The organism is Mycobacterium sp. NGS35 (genome assembly GCF_059812855.1).
Genome location: NZ_JCALDL010000002.1, coordinates 332057 through 346548, shown reverse-complemented (window position 1 = coordinate 346548; position 14492 = coordinate 332057). Strand labels below are relative to the sequence as shown.

Here is a 14492-nt window from a genome sequence, read left to right as displayed (position 1 = left end):
GGAGCAAGGTAATCAGCGGACCGGTGGCGCCGCCGGGGCGCCGCCCCGACCCCAAGAGGGGGTGCGCCCATGCTGACCAGTCACCCAGTCGCACGATCTACCACCATCGACGCGCGTCCAGACGCCATCGACGCCGGAATCGCGCTCGTCCGCGACGAGGTCATGCCGGCACTGGAAGCCATGGACGGCTGCGTCGGCGTGTCGCTGCTGGTCGACCGGGAAACCGGCCGGTGCATCGCGACCAGCGCGTGGGAGTCCGACGAGGCGATGCGCGCAAGCGCGGGAAGGACCGCGCCGCTTCGCGAGCGGGTTGCGGCGACGCTCGGCGGCACCCCTGCGGTGCAGGAGTGGGAGATCGCCGCACTGCACCGCGATCACCGCTCCGGGGCGGGCGCCTGCGTGCGGGCCACGTGGTTCAAGGTGGCGCGAGGCAGGCTCGACGCGGCGATCGAGTTCTACCGGGATTCGGTGCTGCCGGCCCTGGAAGCCCTCGAAGGGTTCTGCAGCGCGAGCCTGTTGGTGGATCGAGCGTCGGGCCGGGCCGTGTCGTCGGTCAGCTTCGACAGCCGCGACGCTATGGACCACAACCGGGAGCAGGCCAGGTCGTTGCGCACCGAGCGGCTGCGCGACCTGGGTGCAGACCAACTCGACGTCGGCGAGTTCGATCTCGCTGTCGCCCATCTCCGCGTCCCCGAGCTGGCTTAGCAGTTCGGCCGGCCCCGATCGGCCCGTGCGCCGACGGGATGTTGCACTTCGAAAGACGCTGACCGTCAGCCGGTTCGGCTCGGCTCGCGCCCGTCGACCTGCTCGGCAGACTGCCCGATCGCTTCATAGGTGGGCGCGCTGTCGCCAGGGGTCGCGATCCCGGCGTGGCTCAGCGCCTCGGCAACCAGGAGCCTCAACCGCCGGCCGACCTCGAACTGCTTGCCCGGCAGCGTCCGCGCCACCATGCGCACATTGACCGTGTCGACCTCGATGCTTTCCACGCCCATCATCGACGGCTCGTCGAGCAGCAGCTCCTTGAGCGTGTCGTCGCGCATGGCCTCCCCGGATACCCGGTGCAGCACATCGTTGACGCGGTTCAGGTCGGCGCTGGCGGGCACCGGGATGTCGAGCACGGCCCGTGCCCAGTCCTTGGACAGGTTGACCGCCTTGACGATTTGACCGTTCGGGATGGTGACCATTTCGCCGTCGCTGTTGCGCAGCTTGGTGACGCGCAACGTCACGTCTTCGACGGTGCCGGCCGCGTCCTTACTAGAGCCCGATGCGGTGAGTTGCACCAGATCGCCGAAGCCGTACTGCTTTTCGGTGATGATGAAGAACCCGCTGAGCAGGTCCTGGACCAGTCGCTGCGCCCCGAAGCCCAGTGCGGCGCCGAGCACCGCGGCGGGGGCCACCAGCGAGCCGACCGGCAGGTCGAGAATGCTGACGACCTCGAACGCGACCACCACGTAGAGGATCACGATCGCCACCCAGGAGATCACTCCCGCGACGGCCTTGCGGTGCTTGGTGGCTTCCGACCGGACCAGCGCGTCGCCTTCCCGGCGGTCGAGGCGGCGGGTGATCCGGTGCGCCGTCCAGCGGATCAGCCGGGCGGCGACCACTGAGGCGATCAGCAGCAGGACGATGTGCACCCCTTTGGTGACAAGCCATTCGGCGACGTCGTGCCACATCCCGCGCCAGTCGGTGATCGACGCCGCGAGGTAGTCGGTTGTCATCGCTGTCTTCACCTGCCTTTCGGCGGGCACCCTCGGCAGCCCACTGTGGTTGTCAACGCTTATGTCACGGAGCAGCCCGTTGACCTTGTGGCCGCATGACACGTGCTGCACCCACCAATTACGGTGGCATGTACGGATTTACATAGATCGGCGCACAGTTCCGCGTGACGTGATCTTCCGCGAGACTGGTACCCGCTCGCTTGTGGCTGAAACAGCTCCGATCGGTCGCCGACCCCTTTCCCCCGCGTTTATCGGCCTCTGGCGCGGGTATGCCGCCTGCATCTTCATCGTTGGAGGCCACATGACAATTCACAGTGTGCTGGGCGCAATCGTCATCGGTCTGGTGATCGGCGCATTGGCGCGATTCGTGCTCCCGGGCAAGCAGGCGATTCCGATCTGGCTGACCATCCTCGTAGGCATCGTGTCGGCGTTCATCGGCACCGCGCTGGCCCGGGCGATGGGCATTCCGATCGACACACCCGGGATCGACTGGGGTGAGTTGCTGGTCCAGGTGATCGTGGCGGTGCTCGGCGTCGCCCTGGTGTCCGCAGGCTTGGGCCGCTCGTCGTTCGGGCGCAGCAGGTTCGGGCGTCCGCGCTCCGGCCTGACGCGGCGGTGGTAGCGGTCAGCTCCTGCGACGGATGATCGCCCGCAGCCGGTCGAGCCGCTTGGCGATCTCCCGCTCATGGCCGTGGTCGGTGGGGCGATAGTAGTCCACGCCAACCAGCTCGTCGGGCGGATACTGTTGCGGCACAACGCCGTCCGGGTCGTCATGCGAATACTTGTAGCCGATCGCATTGCCGAGTGCGGCCGCCCCGGAGTAGTGGCCGTCGCGTAGATGCGCAGGCACCAGGCCGGCTTTGCCGGCTTTGATGTCGCTGGTCGCCGCTCCGATGGCGGCCACCACCGCGTTGGACTTCGGTGCGGTGGCCAGGTGGATGGTGGCGTGCGCGAGCGTCAGCTGAGCTTCCGGCATGCCGATCAGCTGGACGGTCTGGGCGGCCGCGACCGCAATCGGCAGCGCAGTGGGATCGGCCATGCCGATGTCCTCGCTGGCCAAGATCATCAGCCGGCGCGCCACGAACCGCGGATCCTCCCCCGCCACCAGCATGCGGGCCAGATAGTGCAGCGCCGCGTCGACATCCGAGCCGCGCACCGACTTGATGAACGCGCTGATCACGTCGTAGTGCTGATCGCCGTCGCGGTCGTAGCGCACGGCCGCTTTGTCCAGTGACTCCTCGATGGCCGCTACCGTCACCGGGCCGCCCTGGTCGGCGACCGTTTCGGCGGCGACCTCCAAGGCTGTCAGCGCCCGGCGCGCGTCGCCGGCGGACAACCGAACCAGCAGCTCGACGGCATCGGGTTCGACGGCCAGTCGCCCACCGAGCCCGCGGGGATCGTCGATCGCCCGTTGGATCAGCGTGCGGATGTCGTCGGCGCTCAGCGGCTTCAGCTGCAGAATCAGCGATCGCGACAGCAGAGGCGCCACCACGGAGAATGACGGGTTCTCGGTGGTGGCGGCCACCAGCAGCACGACCCGGTTCTCGACCGCGGCCAGCAGTGCGTCCTGCTGCGTCTTGGAGAACCGGTGCACCTCGTCGATGAACAGCACGGTCTGCTCGCCGTGCGCGGCGGCGCGGCGCGCAGTGTCGATGACGGCGCGCACCTCCTTCACGCCGGCCGACACGGCCGACAGCGCCTCGAACCGGCGGCCCGTGGCGTGCGAGATCAGCGACGCCAGCGTGGTCTTGCCCGTGCCGGGCGGCCCGTACAGGATCACCGACGCCGCGCCGGAGCCTTCGATCAGCCGGCGCAGCGGCGAGCGCGCAGAGAGCAGGTGCGACTGCCCGACGACCTCGTCGAGGGTGACCGGGCGCATCCGCACTGCCAGCGGCGCGGGCACGGCCTCGCCGCGGCCCTGCCAGTCGGCGGAGTCGCCGGCGCCCGCGAGATCGAAGAGGCCGTCTGAAGCCATGGTCCGCTAACTCGGGTGGGTCTTGATGTTGAAGACGACGTCGGAGCCGTCGACCTTCGTGACCGTCATCTCGGCGGTATAGGGCTTGCCCTCCGGGCCGGTGAAGTGGCACTGGAACTGCTCGCCCGCCTTGGCGGGCACTCCGTCCGGGCAGCTGACGTCGGTCGGTTTGAAGTGGGCCTTCTGGGACACCAGATCAGCCACCTGTTTCGCAGCGCCTTCGGGTTTGATGGTTTTGCCGCAGGCGGTCAGCTGCAGCATAAGCGCCCCGGTGAGGAGCGTCGCGCCGACGACAGTGGCACAACGTTGGGTCATGCCGCGCGATGGTGCTCGGAAATGGCCAGCCCGTCAAGCGTCATGGCGAGCTGGTCACCTCGTCGACGACCGTGTGGATGAACCGCATCTTGTCGAGCACGGGCACCGGCAGCACGAACGGATACAGGTCGTCGCGGCCCATGGACCGGTTCACCATGTTCAGCCCCCACGACAACGGCAGCCACATGTCGATGATCGTGTCAAAGCCGCTGGGCCCCAAGACTCTTCGCCCATAAGTGGCGTTAGCCGGGGCGAAGCCGAATGCGGCTGCGGTGTCCAGCGTGTCGCGGATGTGAAGATAGTGGGCGAACGTCTCCGCCCAGTCTTCGGCGGCGTGCATGGTCGCGTAGGACGAAACGTAGTCCTCTTCCCAGCCGGCAGGCGGCCCGTCGCTGTAGTGCCGATCCAGCGCCTCTTGATAATCGGCGTCCGGGTCGCCGAACAGTTCGCGGAACCGCTTGGAGTACTCCGCCGATGGCGCGACGAGGCGGTAGAAGTAGTAGTGACCGATCTCGTGGCGGAAGTGGCCCAGCAGCGTGCGGTACGGCTCGTCCATCTCGATGCGCAACTGCTCTCGGTGGACGTCGTCGCCTTCGGCCAGATCCAGGGTGATCACACCATTGTGGTGGCCCGTGAACACCTTCTCCTGCGCGCTGGACAGTAGATCGAACGCCAGCCCGAAGTCGGGGTCTTCGTCACGGCCGACGATCGGCAGGTTGAGCTCGTGGAGTTCGGCGATCAGCCGCCGTTTGGCCTTCTCGGCGTCGGCGAACGCCGCAAGCGCGGAGGTGTCCGCGTCGTTGGGCCGCGTCCGGGTAAGCCGGCACGACACGCACAGCCGCCGCACCGGGTCCTTGCGCACCAGCCAATTGCATTGGGCCAGGTGAAGATTCGCACACAACTCGTATTCGTCGGAGTCGACGAAACCCGGCTTGGCACTGTCGGGACTCGGTGCGATCACCAGCAGTGCCATGTCGTCGAGCGAGAACCCGAGGTGGCTCTCGCAGGACAGGCACACCGAATTCTCGAACGTCAGATGTTGTCCGCAGTTGGGGCAAACGAAATCACGCACGAACCACATCCCCTTCGAAAGGCGCCACGTCCACGGACACGTCGATCTCGCTGTGTTCGGAATAGGTGTAGATGATTCCGCGCAGCGGCGGGATGTCCGCGTAGTCGCGGCCCCACCCGACCAGAATGTATCGCTCGTCGATCATCTGGTCGTTGGTCGGGTCGAAACCCAGCCACTGGCCGCCGGGTGTCCACACCGCCGCCCACGCGTGGGTGGCGTCGATGCCGATCATGCGATCCTTGCCCGGCGGCGGATCGGTGGCCAGATATCCCGAGACATAGCTTGCGGCAAGGCCGTTGGCGCGCAGGCAGGCGACGGCCAGGCGCGCGAAGTCCTGACACACTCCTGCTCTTGCCGCCACCACGTCGGCGACTGACGTCGACACTGTGGTGAACCCGGAGCGGTACGTGAAGTCCGCATGCATCCTCGAGGAGAGATCGCGCACCGCATCGACCAGCGGACGACCCGGGGGGAAGCTGGGCGCCGCGTACTCGCGGACGGCGTCGGTGATCTCCGGCGGGCTCAGATCGAGGGCGAATTCGACGGCCAACGCACCTTCCGCGCCGGCCGGCCGAGCGTGCTCCCACGCGGCGGTGGCCGGTGAGACCGAATAGCGCTGCGAGGCAACGGCATTAACCTCGACGACGGACGCGCTGGTGACCGACAGCTCGCGGTGCGGCGTCGTGACGTGAAAGTACGTGCTGATGTTGCCGTAGCCGTCGCGGCTGGTGGAGCGGTCTGCCGGTTCGGGATCGACGCGCAACTCGTGGTGCAGGCAGCGCTGGTGCGCCAAGTCTCGCGGAGTGAGAAACCCGCGGCCGTAGGAACTGGTGACCACGTCGGAATAGCGGTACTTGGTGCGGTGCAGGATTCGGTAGCGGCGGGTCATGGCATCGTCCGCCGCTGGTCTGGTCCCCACAGCGGCTGCATGCCGCCGGGCAAGGCGAGTTGGGTGCGGGTGATCACGTCGGACAGCTCCCGAAGCGAAGCGTGGATGCCGGCGAGCAGCTCGGACAATTCGACGCGCTTGCCGTTGTCGTCGACGATCTCGAGGTCGTCGGGGTCCAGCCGGCGCAGTCTGGTGCTCATCTCGTCGACCAACCGCTCCGGCCGCGACGACCCCGATGCGCCCGGTAGCGTCCTGAGGTTGGTGCGGATGCGCTCCAGCTGGAACACCAGAGAACGCGGGTTGGCGGCATCGAAGAGAAGCAGCTGCGCCACGGCAGCCACGCTGACCTTGCCTGGGTTGCGGCGCCGATAGATCACCGACGACTCGCACGCCACCAGCGTCGACTCGATGACCGTCTGTTCGGCGCCGGGGCTGCGGGTCTGCGTGATCGTGGCACTCAGCAGTGCGGTCAGCCCGAGCCCACGCTCGATCCGCTTGCCGATGTCGGCCATCGTCCAACCGACGTCGTGCACCATCGACTCCGCGGCCACGCCTGACAGAGCGAGCATTCCGGCGAGCGTCTGTTGCTGTGCCGCGGCCAGCAGCGCGTCGCCTTCGGCCAGGGACTCAGGCGGTGAGTTCGATCGCCGCGCTACCGCGCGCTCGACCCCGGCCAGCACACCCCAGGTGTCGGCGGACAACTGGTCGCGCACCGCACGTGCGGCCAGCCCAAGGCCCTCCACCGAATGAGCCAGGGATCCGTGGCGCGCACGATCCACGGTCAGCGACCACAACGTGGACGGCGCGACCGCGATGATTTCGTGGTCGTCGGCGTCAGCGCCGCTTTCGGCTCCGGTGATCTGCTCTAGTGCCGCGAAAAGTATTGGAACGCATTGGCTTTCATCAGCGCCTTGGCGGCGGCGGAATTCGTGATAACGCTCACGGGTGACGACGAGCAGCCGGGCCAAGGTTTCCGCGCGCTCCGCGTAGCGTCCCATCCAGAACAGATCGGACAGCACGCGCGGCGAGCTGACGCCCTGGGCTCCGGCGCCGGTGATCGTCGGCAGGTCCATCGACGGGATCGTCACGGTATGGGCTCGGCCCCGCTCGGTGGGCCGGACCCAAACATCTTTGGCGGCAACGGTATCCATCCGGTAGGCCGCAATCCCGGGTGCCATCACGTATCCCAGTCCGCCGATCATCGGGGCGTATCCGCCACGTTGCGACACCGAGAACAACCGTATGCCGACACTGCCGGAGCTCAGCCCACTTCCGCGCAGTGCGATAGGCGCGGACGAGAATTGAGGCAGTTCCTGGCCCACCCACTGCCACGGCGCCGCTCTGATCCGGTCGGCCAGCCGGTCGCGTTCCCGCGCCGACAACACCGGCCCGACGATCGTGTCGCCGCCGACCGTGGATCTGATCACGAGCGACGGCAGGCGCGCGACGAGGTGGCTGCATTCCGCGTCGATACCTCCCCAGAACACCGGCGCGCTGGCGAGCAGTAGCTCCTCGCCGAGCAATCGGCGGGCAAGATCGGGCAGAAATCGATGCAGCCCAGGGTTTTCCAGCACTCCGCTGCCCAGCGTGTTGACCACGGTGACGTTGCCGCGCCGCTGCACCTCCGCGAGACCGACGACGCCGAGGCGCGAATCCGAGCGCAGGTCAAGCGGATCCGCGTAGTCGGCGTCCACGCGGCGCAGCACCACGTCGACGCGTTTGAGCGTGCCCAGTGACCGCATCCACAACTTGCCGTCGCGTACTACGAGGTCGGCGCTCTCGACGAGCGGAAAGCCGCGCACGGTCGCCAGGTAAGCCTGGTCGAAGGCGGTCTCGGAGTGGCTGCCGGGGCTCAGCACCACCACCACCGGGTCGTCCGCCGCGTCGGGGGCGGCGTCGATCAGCGCCAGCCGTAGCGCTTGGGCGAACGGCGACGTGGGCCGCGGCCCGATCTGCTCGTACAGGTCGGGCACAGCGTGCGCGACCACCCGACGGTCGGCCAGCGCGTAGCCGGCACCCGACGGCGCCTGCGTCCAGTCGGCATTGACCCGAAACGTTGCATCGGCGGCACGGCTTACGTCGCAGCCGTGCAGGAACAGCTGATGGCGGCCGGGGATGTCGATGCCGCGCACCGCGCGGATGTAGCCGCGATGGGCGAACACCAGCTGAGGCGGCACCAGACCGCCGGTGATCAAGCGCTGGGGTCCATAGAGATCGGTGAGGACTAAGTCCAGCAGGCGTGATCGCTGCAGCAGACCGGCCTCCAGCGTCTCCCAGTCGGCGGTCGAGACCAGCAGCGGCAGACCGTCGAGCTGCCACGGCACGGGCGCCGTCCCATAGGTGATGCCGTCATGGTCGACAAGTTCGCCGACGACGGACCGCAGCCGATCGAGTCCCGCTCGACCGCGCTCGCTGACCGCATCGGCCAGCTCCTTCCACGCCGGCCGGACGTTGCCTGCTGCGTCGACGAATTCGTCGTAACCAGCGTCAGGTCCGCCGCGCAGTTCGAACAACGCCTGCTGCGTGCGCGCGCTGCGATAGCCGGCGAGCAGCCGATCTGAGTCGCGCGCCGGCGCCGTCGAGGCGCCGCCGGTGAGCGTCATCGCCGCCGCGCCGACCGGTGATTCGAGCTGACCCGCAGATACACCCAGAGCACCAGCACGGCCGCCACCACGATGCCCGCGAGGTTGACCCCGAGTTGCGCCGCAGACTTGGCGGCTATTGCCCAGTCGCCGACCGTGGCCGCTACTACCGCGAACCCAGCGGCTGGCACGGTGGTCACCGAGATGAACACGCCCACCAGCGCCGACGACTTCGCCGACACAAGCGACAGCATTCCTGCAGCGCCGGCGAACAGCGCGACGACGAATGACATTGGCCCGACCTGGAAGATGAAGTCGACCTCACTGAGCTGGGCAGTCGTCGCGAGCTTGACCCACCCCGTGGCCTCCCACACCAGCACACCGATCGCCGTCACCACCATTGCCAGCGGGAAGCCGACCAGCAGTGCAAGTGCCGCACGCCGCGCGAGATAGCTCCGTCGACGCACTACAGCTACCGCCAGCGCGGCGAGCGGGCCGAACTCGGGGCCGACGACCATCGCGCCGACGACGGTGACCGGCGAATCGGTCACCACGCCGACCGCGGCGATCAGGCAGGCCAGCGACAAGAACGTCAGGTAGGTGACGTTGAGTGTCGACTCTTCCCGGGTTCGCGCGGCCAACTCGTCCCAGATGACGGCGTCGGCGGGATCTCCTTCGGCCTCCTTTTCGGCACGGTAGGCGGCCGTGGAGACCACAGTGTCCACCAGATCGAGCGTGATCGCACCGCGCCGTTTCAGGCCGAGGCCCTTCAGGTCGTCGATGACGTCGTTGGCGACCTCGCGGGCGATGTCGGCGGTGATTTCGTCACCGGGCGGGTCGAGTGCGGCGTTCGAGTGGACGACAAGGTGCGTCACACCCTTTTCCCGGTGCAGGATGTCGATCACTGAATCGCGCAGCTCCGTCGGCGCAATCACCCGCAAGTGCAACACTCACCGCACACTAGCGGGCGGACCGTCAGTGGTGGCCGCTGTGCTCCGGTGATTCGGCAGACGCGATGCCGGGGTTGGCGTCGTTGACTTCCATCTCGCTGGGCGCACCCATGTTCGGGATGACGGCGGGGGCGCAATTCAACGACGCGTTGCCCGGCTCGGTACTGGCGGTGCACTCGTCGGGCTCGGCGAGGACCTGAGATGCAGCCGCCAGCGGTGCAACGCCGACGGCGGCGGCCACGCCGAGCGTGACGGCAGCGCGGCGTGCTGTGGAACGAAGTGATGCCATTGAGCAACTGTACTGCCGTAAGACTGCCGCGAGCCCCGATTCGACGTTCCGGCTACGGTCAGCAGCGAGTGAGCTCGAAGAGCGGAATCACCCGCTCGGTGTTGGCCTGATAGTCACCGAATCCCGGTGCGACAGCGACGATCTTCTCCCATGCGGCGTCGCGCTCGTCGCGTGGTAGCTCGCGGGCGACGACGTCATAGCAGTCGGTGCCCACCTCGATGTGCGCTTGCGGGTGGGCGCGCAGGTTGTGCACCCAGGCGGGGTCGACGTCGGCGCCGCGGTACGAGCCGATGATCAGCATCTTGCCGTCGATGATCAGATATGCCAGCGGATTGGTGCGCGGCTGGCCCGACTTGGCGCCCGTCGTGGTCAGCAACAGCAGGTCGGCATTCTCGAACGGGCCGCCCACCTTTCCACCGTTGGCGCGAAACTCCTCGATGATCCTGGCGTTGAAGCCTTTCAGCTCTGAGGTGTCCGGCGTCTGGCTCACGTGTCGTCCTTCCTCGAAACCACCGCGATATGAGCCTCTTTCAGTTGCTGCGCGGTGATGGGCGCAGGTGCGTCGGTCAACGGGTCAATGCCGCCGCCGGTCTTCGGGAACGCGATCACCTCGCGGATCGAATCCATGCCGGCCAGCAGCGCCGTGATGCGATCCCAGCCGAATGCGATGCCGCCATGCGGCGGGGCACCGAAGGTGAACGCGTTCAGCAAGAATCCGAACTTCTCGTCGGCTTCGGCCTTATCGATGCCCATCACCGCGAAGACCCGTTCCTGAATATCGCGACGGTGGATACGGATTGAGCCGCCGCCGATCTCGTGGCCGTTGCAGACGATGTCGTATGCGTCGGCCAGCACACCGCCCGGGTCGTCGTCGAGGGCATCCACACACTCCGGCTTGGGTGCGGTGAAAGCGTGGTGCACGGCGGTCCACGCGCCCGAGCCGACGGCGACGTCGCCGTGGGCTGCGGCTTCGTCGGCCGGCTCGAACAACGGCGGGTCCACCACCCAGACGAATGCCCACGCATCGGGGTCGATCAGGTTCAGCCGGCGGGCGATCTCGATGCGCGCCGCGCCCAACAGCGCGCGCGACGACTTGGGCGGTCCGGCCGAAAAGAACACGCAGTCACCGGGATTCGCGCCGACGTGTGAGGCGAGGCCCTCCCGTTCGGCGTCGGAAAGGTTCTTGGCCACCGGCCCGCTCAGCGTCCCGTCGTCGCCGACGAGCACATAAGCCAGCCCGCGGTGGCCACGTTGCTTGGCCCACTCCTGCCAGCCGTCGAGCGTGCGGCGCGGCTGCGACGCACCGCCCGGCATCACGACTGCACCGACGTACGGCGCCTGAAAGACACGAAAAGGCGTATCGCGGAAAAACTCTGTGCACTCCACCAGCTCCAGCCCGAACCGCATGTCGGGTTTGTCGGAGCCGAATCGCCGCATCGCCTCGGCGTAGGTGATGCGCGGCAGCGGCCGGGGCAGTTGGTAGCCGACCAGCGCCCACAGCGCCGCCAGAATTTCTTCGGAGATCGCGATGACGTCCTCGGCGTCGACGAAGCTCATCTCCATGTCGAGCTGCGTGAATTCCGGTTGGCGGTCGGCGCGGAAGTCCTCGTCGCGGTAGCAGCGGGCGATCTGGTAGTAGCGTTCCATGCCGGCGACCATGAGCAGCTGCTTGAACAGCTGGGGGCTCTGCGGCAGCGCGTAGAAGGTGCCGGGCTGCAAACGCGCCGGCACCACGAAGTCACGGGCACCCTCAGGCGTGGACCGGGTCAGCGTCGGGGTCTCGATCTCGACGAAGTCATGGCGGGCCAGCACGTCACGGGCAGCGGCATTCACCTTGGAGCGCAATCGAATTGCGCCACCGGGGCCGTCCCTGCGCAGGTCGAGGTAGCGGTATTTCAGCCGCGCCTCCTCCCCCGCGGGCTCGTCGAGCTGAAACGGCAGGGGCGCACTTTCGCCCAGCACGGTCAGCATCGTGGCGTTGAGTTCGACGTCGCCAGTGGGAATGTCGGGGTTCGCGTTGCCTTCCGGGCGGATTTCGACGATGCCCTGCACGGCGACGCAGAATTCCGCGCGCAGCCGGTGCGCCTGGCCGAGCACCGGTCCCTCACGGAACACCACCTGCGTCACGCCCGACGCGTCGCGAAGGTCGATGAAGATCACGCCGCCGTGGTCGCGCCGGCGCGCCACCCAACCCGCCAAGGTCACCTTCTGCCCGGCGTCGTTGGCCCGCAGGGAACCCGCGGCGTGAGTGCGCAGCACAAAAGACTCCTGACGTGATCTCGGGATGACAGCCCAGTCTAAAGGCGGGCGCTGCGCCGGTAGCGTGGCGCAGGTGCTCGCGCGCATCGCGGTGGTAGGGCCCGGGGCGATCGGGGCGACAGTGGCGGCGCATCTGCACAACGCCGGATTCGCCGTCACGCTGTGCGGGAGGACGCCGCGCGACAGCCTCGAGGTCCGTCCCGACGGCGAGCCGGCCCTGGTGGTGCCGGGCCCGGTGCATACCGACCCAGGTTCGCTGACAGGGCCGGTCGACCTCGTTCTGCTGGCCGTCAAGGCCACTCAGTTGGAGGCGGCCGCGAACTGGCTTGCGGCGCTGTGCGACTCGCAGACCACAGTTTGCGTGATGCAGAACGGCGTCGAGCAGGTCGAGTCGGTGCAGCCGCTGTGCCCACAGTCCACGGTCGTGCCGGCGATTGTGTGGTTCGGCGCCGAAGTGCAACCCGAGGGATGGGTGCGGCTGCGTGGCGAACCGCGGCTGACCCTTCCAGCGTCCGCCACGCCGGTGATCGACGTGCTGCGTGCTGGCGGTTGCGTGGTGACCGCGGCCGCCGACTTCGCCACCGAGGCGTGGCGCAAGCTGCTGGTCAACGCGCTCGCCGGATTGATGGTGCTCACCGGCCGGCGGTCGGGAATGTTCCGGCGCGACGATGTCGCGGTGCTGGCTCGTGCCTATCTGGGTGAGTGCCTGGCGGTTGCCCGCGCCGAGGGAGCGCGACTGGCTGACGACGTGGTCGACGACATGATTGCGTTGTTCAGCGAGGCGCCGGAGGACCTCGGCACGTCGATGCTGTTCGACCGCGAGGCACGCCGGCCACTGGAGTGGAACGTGCGAAACGGCGTGGTGTTGCGCCGGGCCCGGGCGCATGGCCTGCCGGCCCCGATCAGCGAGGTGGTTGTGCCGCTGTTGGCGGCGGCCAGTGACGGGCCGGGCTGATGGCCGTGTCCGCCTCGCAAGTCAGTACACCGTCGCCCAGGCTTCGCGGCGCTGCCGATCCGGATCGTCGACCACGACATCCCGTGTGGTCTTGATCAGCCAGGTCGAACGCCTTGGCACTTCGTAGCACGGCCAGTCGTCGTCCGGCGGATTGCCCGAAGCGAAGGCGGCCCACGCGCGCTGCATCCGCCGGCCCACCGACGGCATGACCCGCCGGCCGATCGGATGGATCAGCCGCCCCATGGGCGAGCCGTAAGTGTGGTGAACGTGCACGATCTCGCTGCCGTGGGTGGCGCCCAAGCCCACTGCCCGCAGGCCGGCACTGACGTGGTCGAAGCGGTACAGGTACGTCGGGGCGATGGCGCTGTAAGCGTCGGCGAACGTCCAGACCGGTCCGCCGAACATGACGTCGGAGGCGACCGCGATCGCCGCCCGCCGGCGCGGATAGCCGGGGTATGCGGCCAGTACGCGCTCTTTGGCGTCCGGGCCGAGCCGCCGGAAGTAGTCGTCGATCAGCGCCGGCGTGGTGGGCAGCATCGGCTGCTTGTCCCACGCGAACATCGTGGCCTCGTGGCTGTTGGTGCCGACGATCAGCGGCACGCGGGCGATCTCGCCGCGACGGGCCGCCTCGATCGGATGCCGCGGCAGCAGCTCGACGCCGTGGGTGAGTCCGTGGGCGAGCGTGGGCGTGGTCGCCGCGCTGCGCTGCTGCAGCACACTCGCCGCGCGGCGCAGCTGCCGCTGCGGCAGGCCCTTGATCTCAGCGACGTCCACGCCCAGTTCGCGGACGAACGCCCGGGCAAGACGGGCGCGATGTTGTTTGTCGGCGATCAGTGGCAACGCTGGACTTTGCGCGATCGCCCGGCCGAACAACCCGCTCGCGGCCGGACTAGCCAGCAACGCCAATACCGATGTGGCGCCAGCGGATTCACCGAACACCGTGACTCGATGCGAGTCGCCGCCGAACGCGGCGACGTTGTCGCGTATCCACTGCAGCGCGGCAATCTGATCGCGCAGCGCGAGGTTGTCGTCGAACGCTTCCCCGAGACTCGACAGATCCAGCCCGCCGAACACCCCGACGCGGTAGGTGACGTTGACGACGACGTTGCCGCTGCGGGCCAGCCGCGCGCCGTTGTAGAGGTCGAACTGCCCGGCGCCCGTCATGAACCCACCCCCGGGCAGCCACACCATCACCGGCAACGCCTCGGCATTGTCCGGCGACCACACCGTCAGCGTGAGGCAGGCTTCGTCACGCATCAGCGGAACCGCACCACGGCCAGCAGATGACTTGGGCTGCAACGGTATTGGACCGTGCTCGACGGCGTCACGCACGCCTGCCCACGGCACCACTGGCTGCGGTGCCCGGAATCGGCGCTCACCGACCGGCTGCTCGGCGTAGGGCACCCCGCGCCAAACGCGCACGCCGGACTCGGTCGTGCCTCGTATAGCCCCGCACGGCGCATGGACGAGCATCGACACGTCCGCATC

14 protein-coding genes are annotated in these 14492 nt (G+C 68.0%); 3 read left to right on the top strand and 11 right to left on the bottom strand.

Annotation, left to right across the window (positions count from 1 at the left end):
* Positions 1-69: 69 nt before the first annotated feature.
* Entirely contained in the window at positions 70-705 is a 636-nt protein-coding gene (locus tag AC5Y4C_RS06730; RefSeq protein ID WP_499964368.1) for an antibiotic biosynthesis monooxygenase, read from the top strand.
* A 65-nt stretch (positions 706-770) separates the two neighbouring features.
* Here AC5Y4C_RS06730 and AC5Y4C_RS06725 read toward each other — a convergent pair whose 3' ends face one another.
* Positions 771-1718 carry a mechanosensitive ion channel family protein gene (locus AC5Y4C_RS06725; protein ID WP_499911765.1) on the bottom strand — a complete coding sequence of 316 codons (948 nt, stop codon included), beginning with the start codon at positions 1716-1718 and terminating at the stop codon, positions 771-773.
* A gap of 301 nt (positions 1719-2019) precedes the next feature.
* Between AC5Y4C_RS06725 and AC5Y4C_RS06720 the strand changes: the two genes are divergently transcribed.
* The gene (locus AC5Y4C_RS06720) at positions 2020-2340 is read left to right on the top strand and encodes a GlsB/YeaQ/YmgE family stress response membrane protein (RefSeq protein WP_499911763.1); all 321 of its coding nucleotides are present in this window, start codon (positions 2020-2022) and stop codon (positions 2338-2340) included.
* Between the two features lie 3 nt (positions 2341-2343).
* Here the strand turns inward: AC5Y4C_RS06720 and AC5Y4C_RS06715 are convergent, their stop codons facing one another.
* The 9 genes from AC5Y4C_RS06715 to aspS are packed head-to-tail and all read right to left on the bottom strand — an operon-like array spanning position 2344 to position 12076.
* Positions 2344-3693, bottom strand: a complete 1350-nt coding sequence (locus tag AC5Y4C_RS06715) for a replication-associated recombination protein A (protein WP_499964366.1) — start codon at positions 3691-3693, stop codon at positions 2344-2346.
* A 6-nt stretch (positions 3694-3699) separates the two neighbouring features.
* Positions 3700-4008 (bottom strand): DUF4333 domain-containing protein, encoded by a 309-nt coding sequence (locus AC5Y4C_RS06710; protein WP_499964364.1) that lies wholly within the window; start codon positions 4006-4008, stop codon positions 3700-3702.
* Between the two features lie 40 nt (positions 4009-4048).
* Entirely contained in the window at positions 4049-5080 is a 1032-nt protein-coding gene (locus AC5Y4C_RS06705; RefSeq protein WP_499964362.1) for a zinc-binding metallopeptidase family protein, read from the bottom strand.
* Positions 5073-5969, bottom strand: coding sequence for a transglutaminase family protein (locus tag AC5Y4C_RS06700; protein WP_499964360.1), 897 nt, complete (start codon positions 5967-5969; stop codon positions 5073-5075). Before AC5Y4C_RS06700 ends, AC5Y4C_RS06705 begins: the two co-directional genes overlap by 8 nt.
* On the bottom strand, positions 5966-8572 hold the full coding sequence (locus AC5Y4C_RS06695) for a circularly permuted type 2 ATP-grasp protein (RefSeq protein ID WP_499964359.1): 2607 nt from the start codon (positions 8570-8572) through the stop codon (positions 5966-5968). Before AC5Y4C_RS06695 ends, AC5Y4C_RS06700 begins: the two co-directional genes overlap by 4 nt.
* Positions 8569-9501 carry a DUF389 domain-containing protein gene (locus tag AC5Y4C_RS06690; protein ID WP_499911746.1) on the bottom strand — a complete coding sequence of 311 codons (933 nt, stop codon included), beginning with the start codon at positions 9499-9501 and terminating at the stop codon, positions 8569-8571. Before AC5Y4C_RS06690 ends, AC5Y4C_RS06695 begins: the two co-directional genes overlap by 4 nt.
* Positions 9502-9526: 25 nt before the next feature.
* Positions 9527-9790, bottom strand: coding sequence for a hypothetical protein (locus AC5Y4C_RS06685; RefSeq protein ID WP_499948800.1), 264 nt, complete (start codon positions 9788-9790; stop codon positions 9527-9529).
* A gap of 58 nt (positions 9791-9848) precedes the next feature.
* A complete protein-coding gene (locus AC5Y4C_RS06680; protein ID WP_499964357.1) occupies positions 9849-10280 on the bottom strand; it encodes a nitroreductase family deazaflavin-dependent oxidoreductase in 432 nt (143 codons plus the stop codon).
* Positions 10277-12076 carry an aspartate--tRNA ligase gene (gene aspS / locus AC5Y4C_RS06675; RefSeq protein WP_499964415.1) on the bottom strand — a complete coding sequence of 600 codons (1800 nt, stop codon included), beginning with the start codon at positions 12074-12076 and terminating at the stop codon, positions 10277-10279. Before aspS ends, AC5Y4C_RS06680 begins: the two co-directional genes overlap by 4 nt.
* Here aspS and AC5Y4C_RS06670 point away from each other — a divergent pair.
* Positions 12075-13004 carry an oxidoreductase gene (locus tag AC5Y4C_RS06670; protein WP_499964356.1) on the top strand — a complete coding sequence of 310 codons (930 nt, stop codon included), beginning with the start codon at positions 12075-12077 and terminating at the stop codon, positions 13002-13004. The two genes, aspS and AC5Y4C_RS06670, sit on opposite strands and share 2 nt — an antisense overlap.
* Before the next feature lie 21 nt (positions 13005-13025).
* Here the strand turns inward: AC5Y4C_RS06670 and AC5Y4C_RS06665 are convergent, their stop codons facing one another.
* Entirely contained in the window at positions 13026-14477 is a 1452-nt protein-coding gene (locus AC5Y4C_RS06665) for a carboxylesterase/lipase family protein (protein WP_499964413.1), read from the bottom strand.
* Between the last annotated feature and the right edge of the window lie 15 nt (positions 14478-14492).

Coding starts and splice junctions, on each gene's coding strand:
- AC5Y4C_RS06730 (WP_499964368.1), top strand. CDS start 70: ATGCTGACCAGTCACCCAGTCGCACGATCTACCACCATCGACGCGCGT.
- AC5Y4C_RS06725 (WP_499911765.1), bottom strand. CDS start 1,718: ATGACAACCGACTACCTCGCGGCGTCGATCACCGACTGGCGCGGGATG.
- AC5Y4C_RS06720 (WP_499911763.1), top strand. CDS start 2,020: ATGACAATTCACAGTGTGCTGGGCGCAATCGTCATCGGTCTGGTGATC.
- AC5Y4C_RS06715 (WP_499964366.1), bottom strand. CDS start 3,693: ATGGCTTCAGACGGCCTCTTCGATCTCGCGGGCGCCGGCGACTCCGCC.
- AC5Y4C_RS06710 (WP_499964364.1), bottom strand. CDS start 4,008: ATGACCCAACGTTGTGCCACTGTCGTCGGCGCGACGCTCCTCACCGGG.
- AC5Y4C_RS06700 (WP_499964360.1), bottom strand. CDS start 5,969: ATGACCCGCCGCTACCGAATCCTGCACCGCACCAAGTACCGCTATTCC.
- AC5Y4C_RS06695 (WP_499964359.1), bottom strand. CDS start 8,572: ATGACGCTCACCGGCGGCGCCTCGACGGCGCCGGCGCGCGACTCAGAT.
- AC5Y4C_RS06685 (WP_499948800.1), bottom strand. CDS start 9,790: ATGGCATCACTTCGTTCCACAGCACGCCGCGCTGCCGTCACGCTCGGC.
- AC5Y4C_RS06670 (WP_499964356.1), top strand. CDS start 12,075: ATGACAGCCCAGTCTAAAGGCGGGCGCTGCGCCGGTAGCGTGGCGCAG.
- AC5Y4C_RS06665 (WP_499964413.1), bottom strand. CDS start 14,477: ATGCTCGTCCATGCGCCGTGCGGGGCTATACGAGGCACGACCGAGTCC.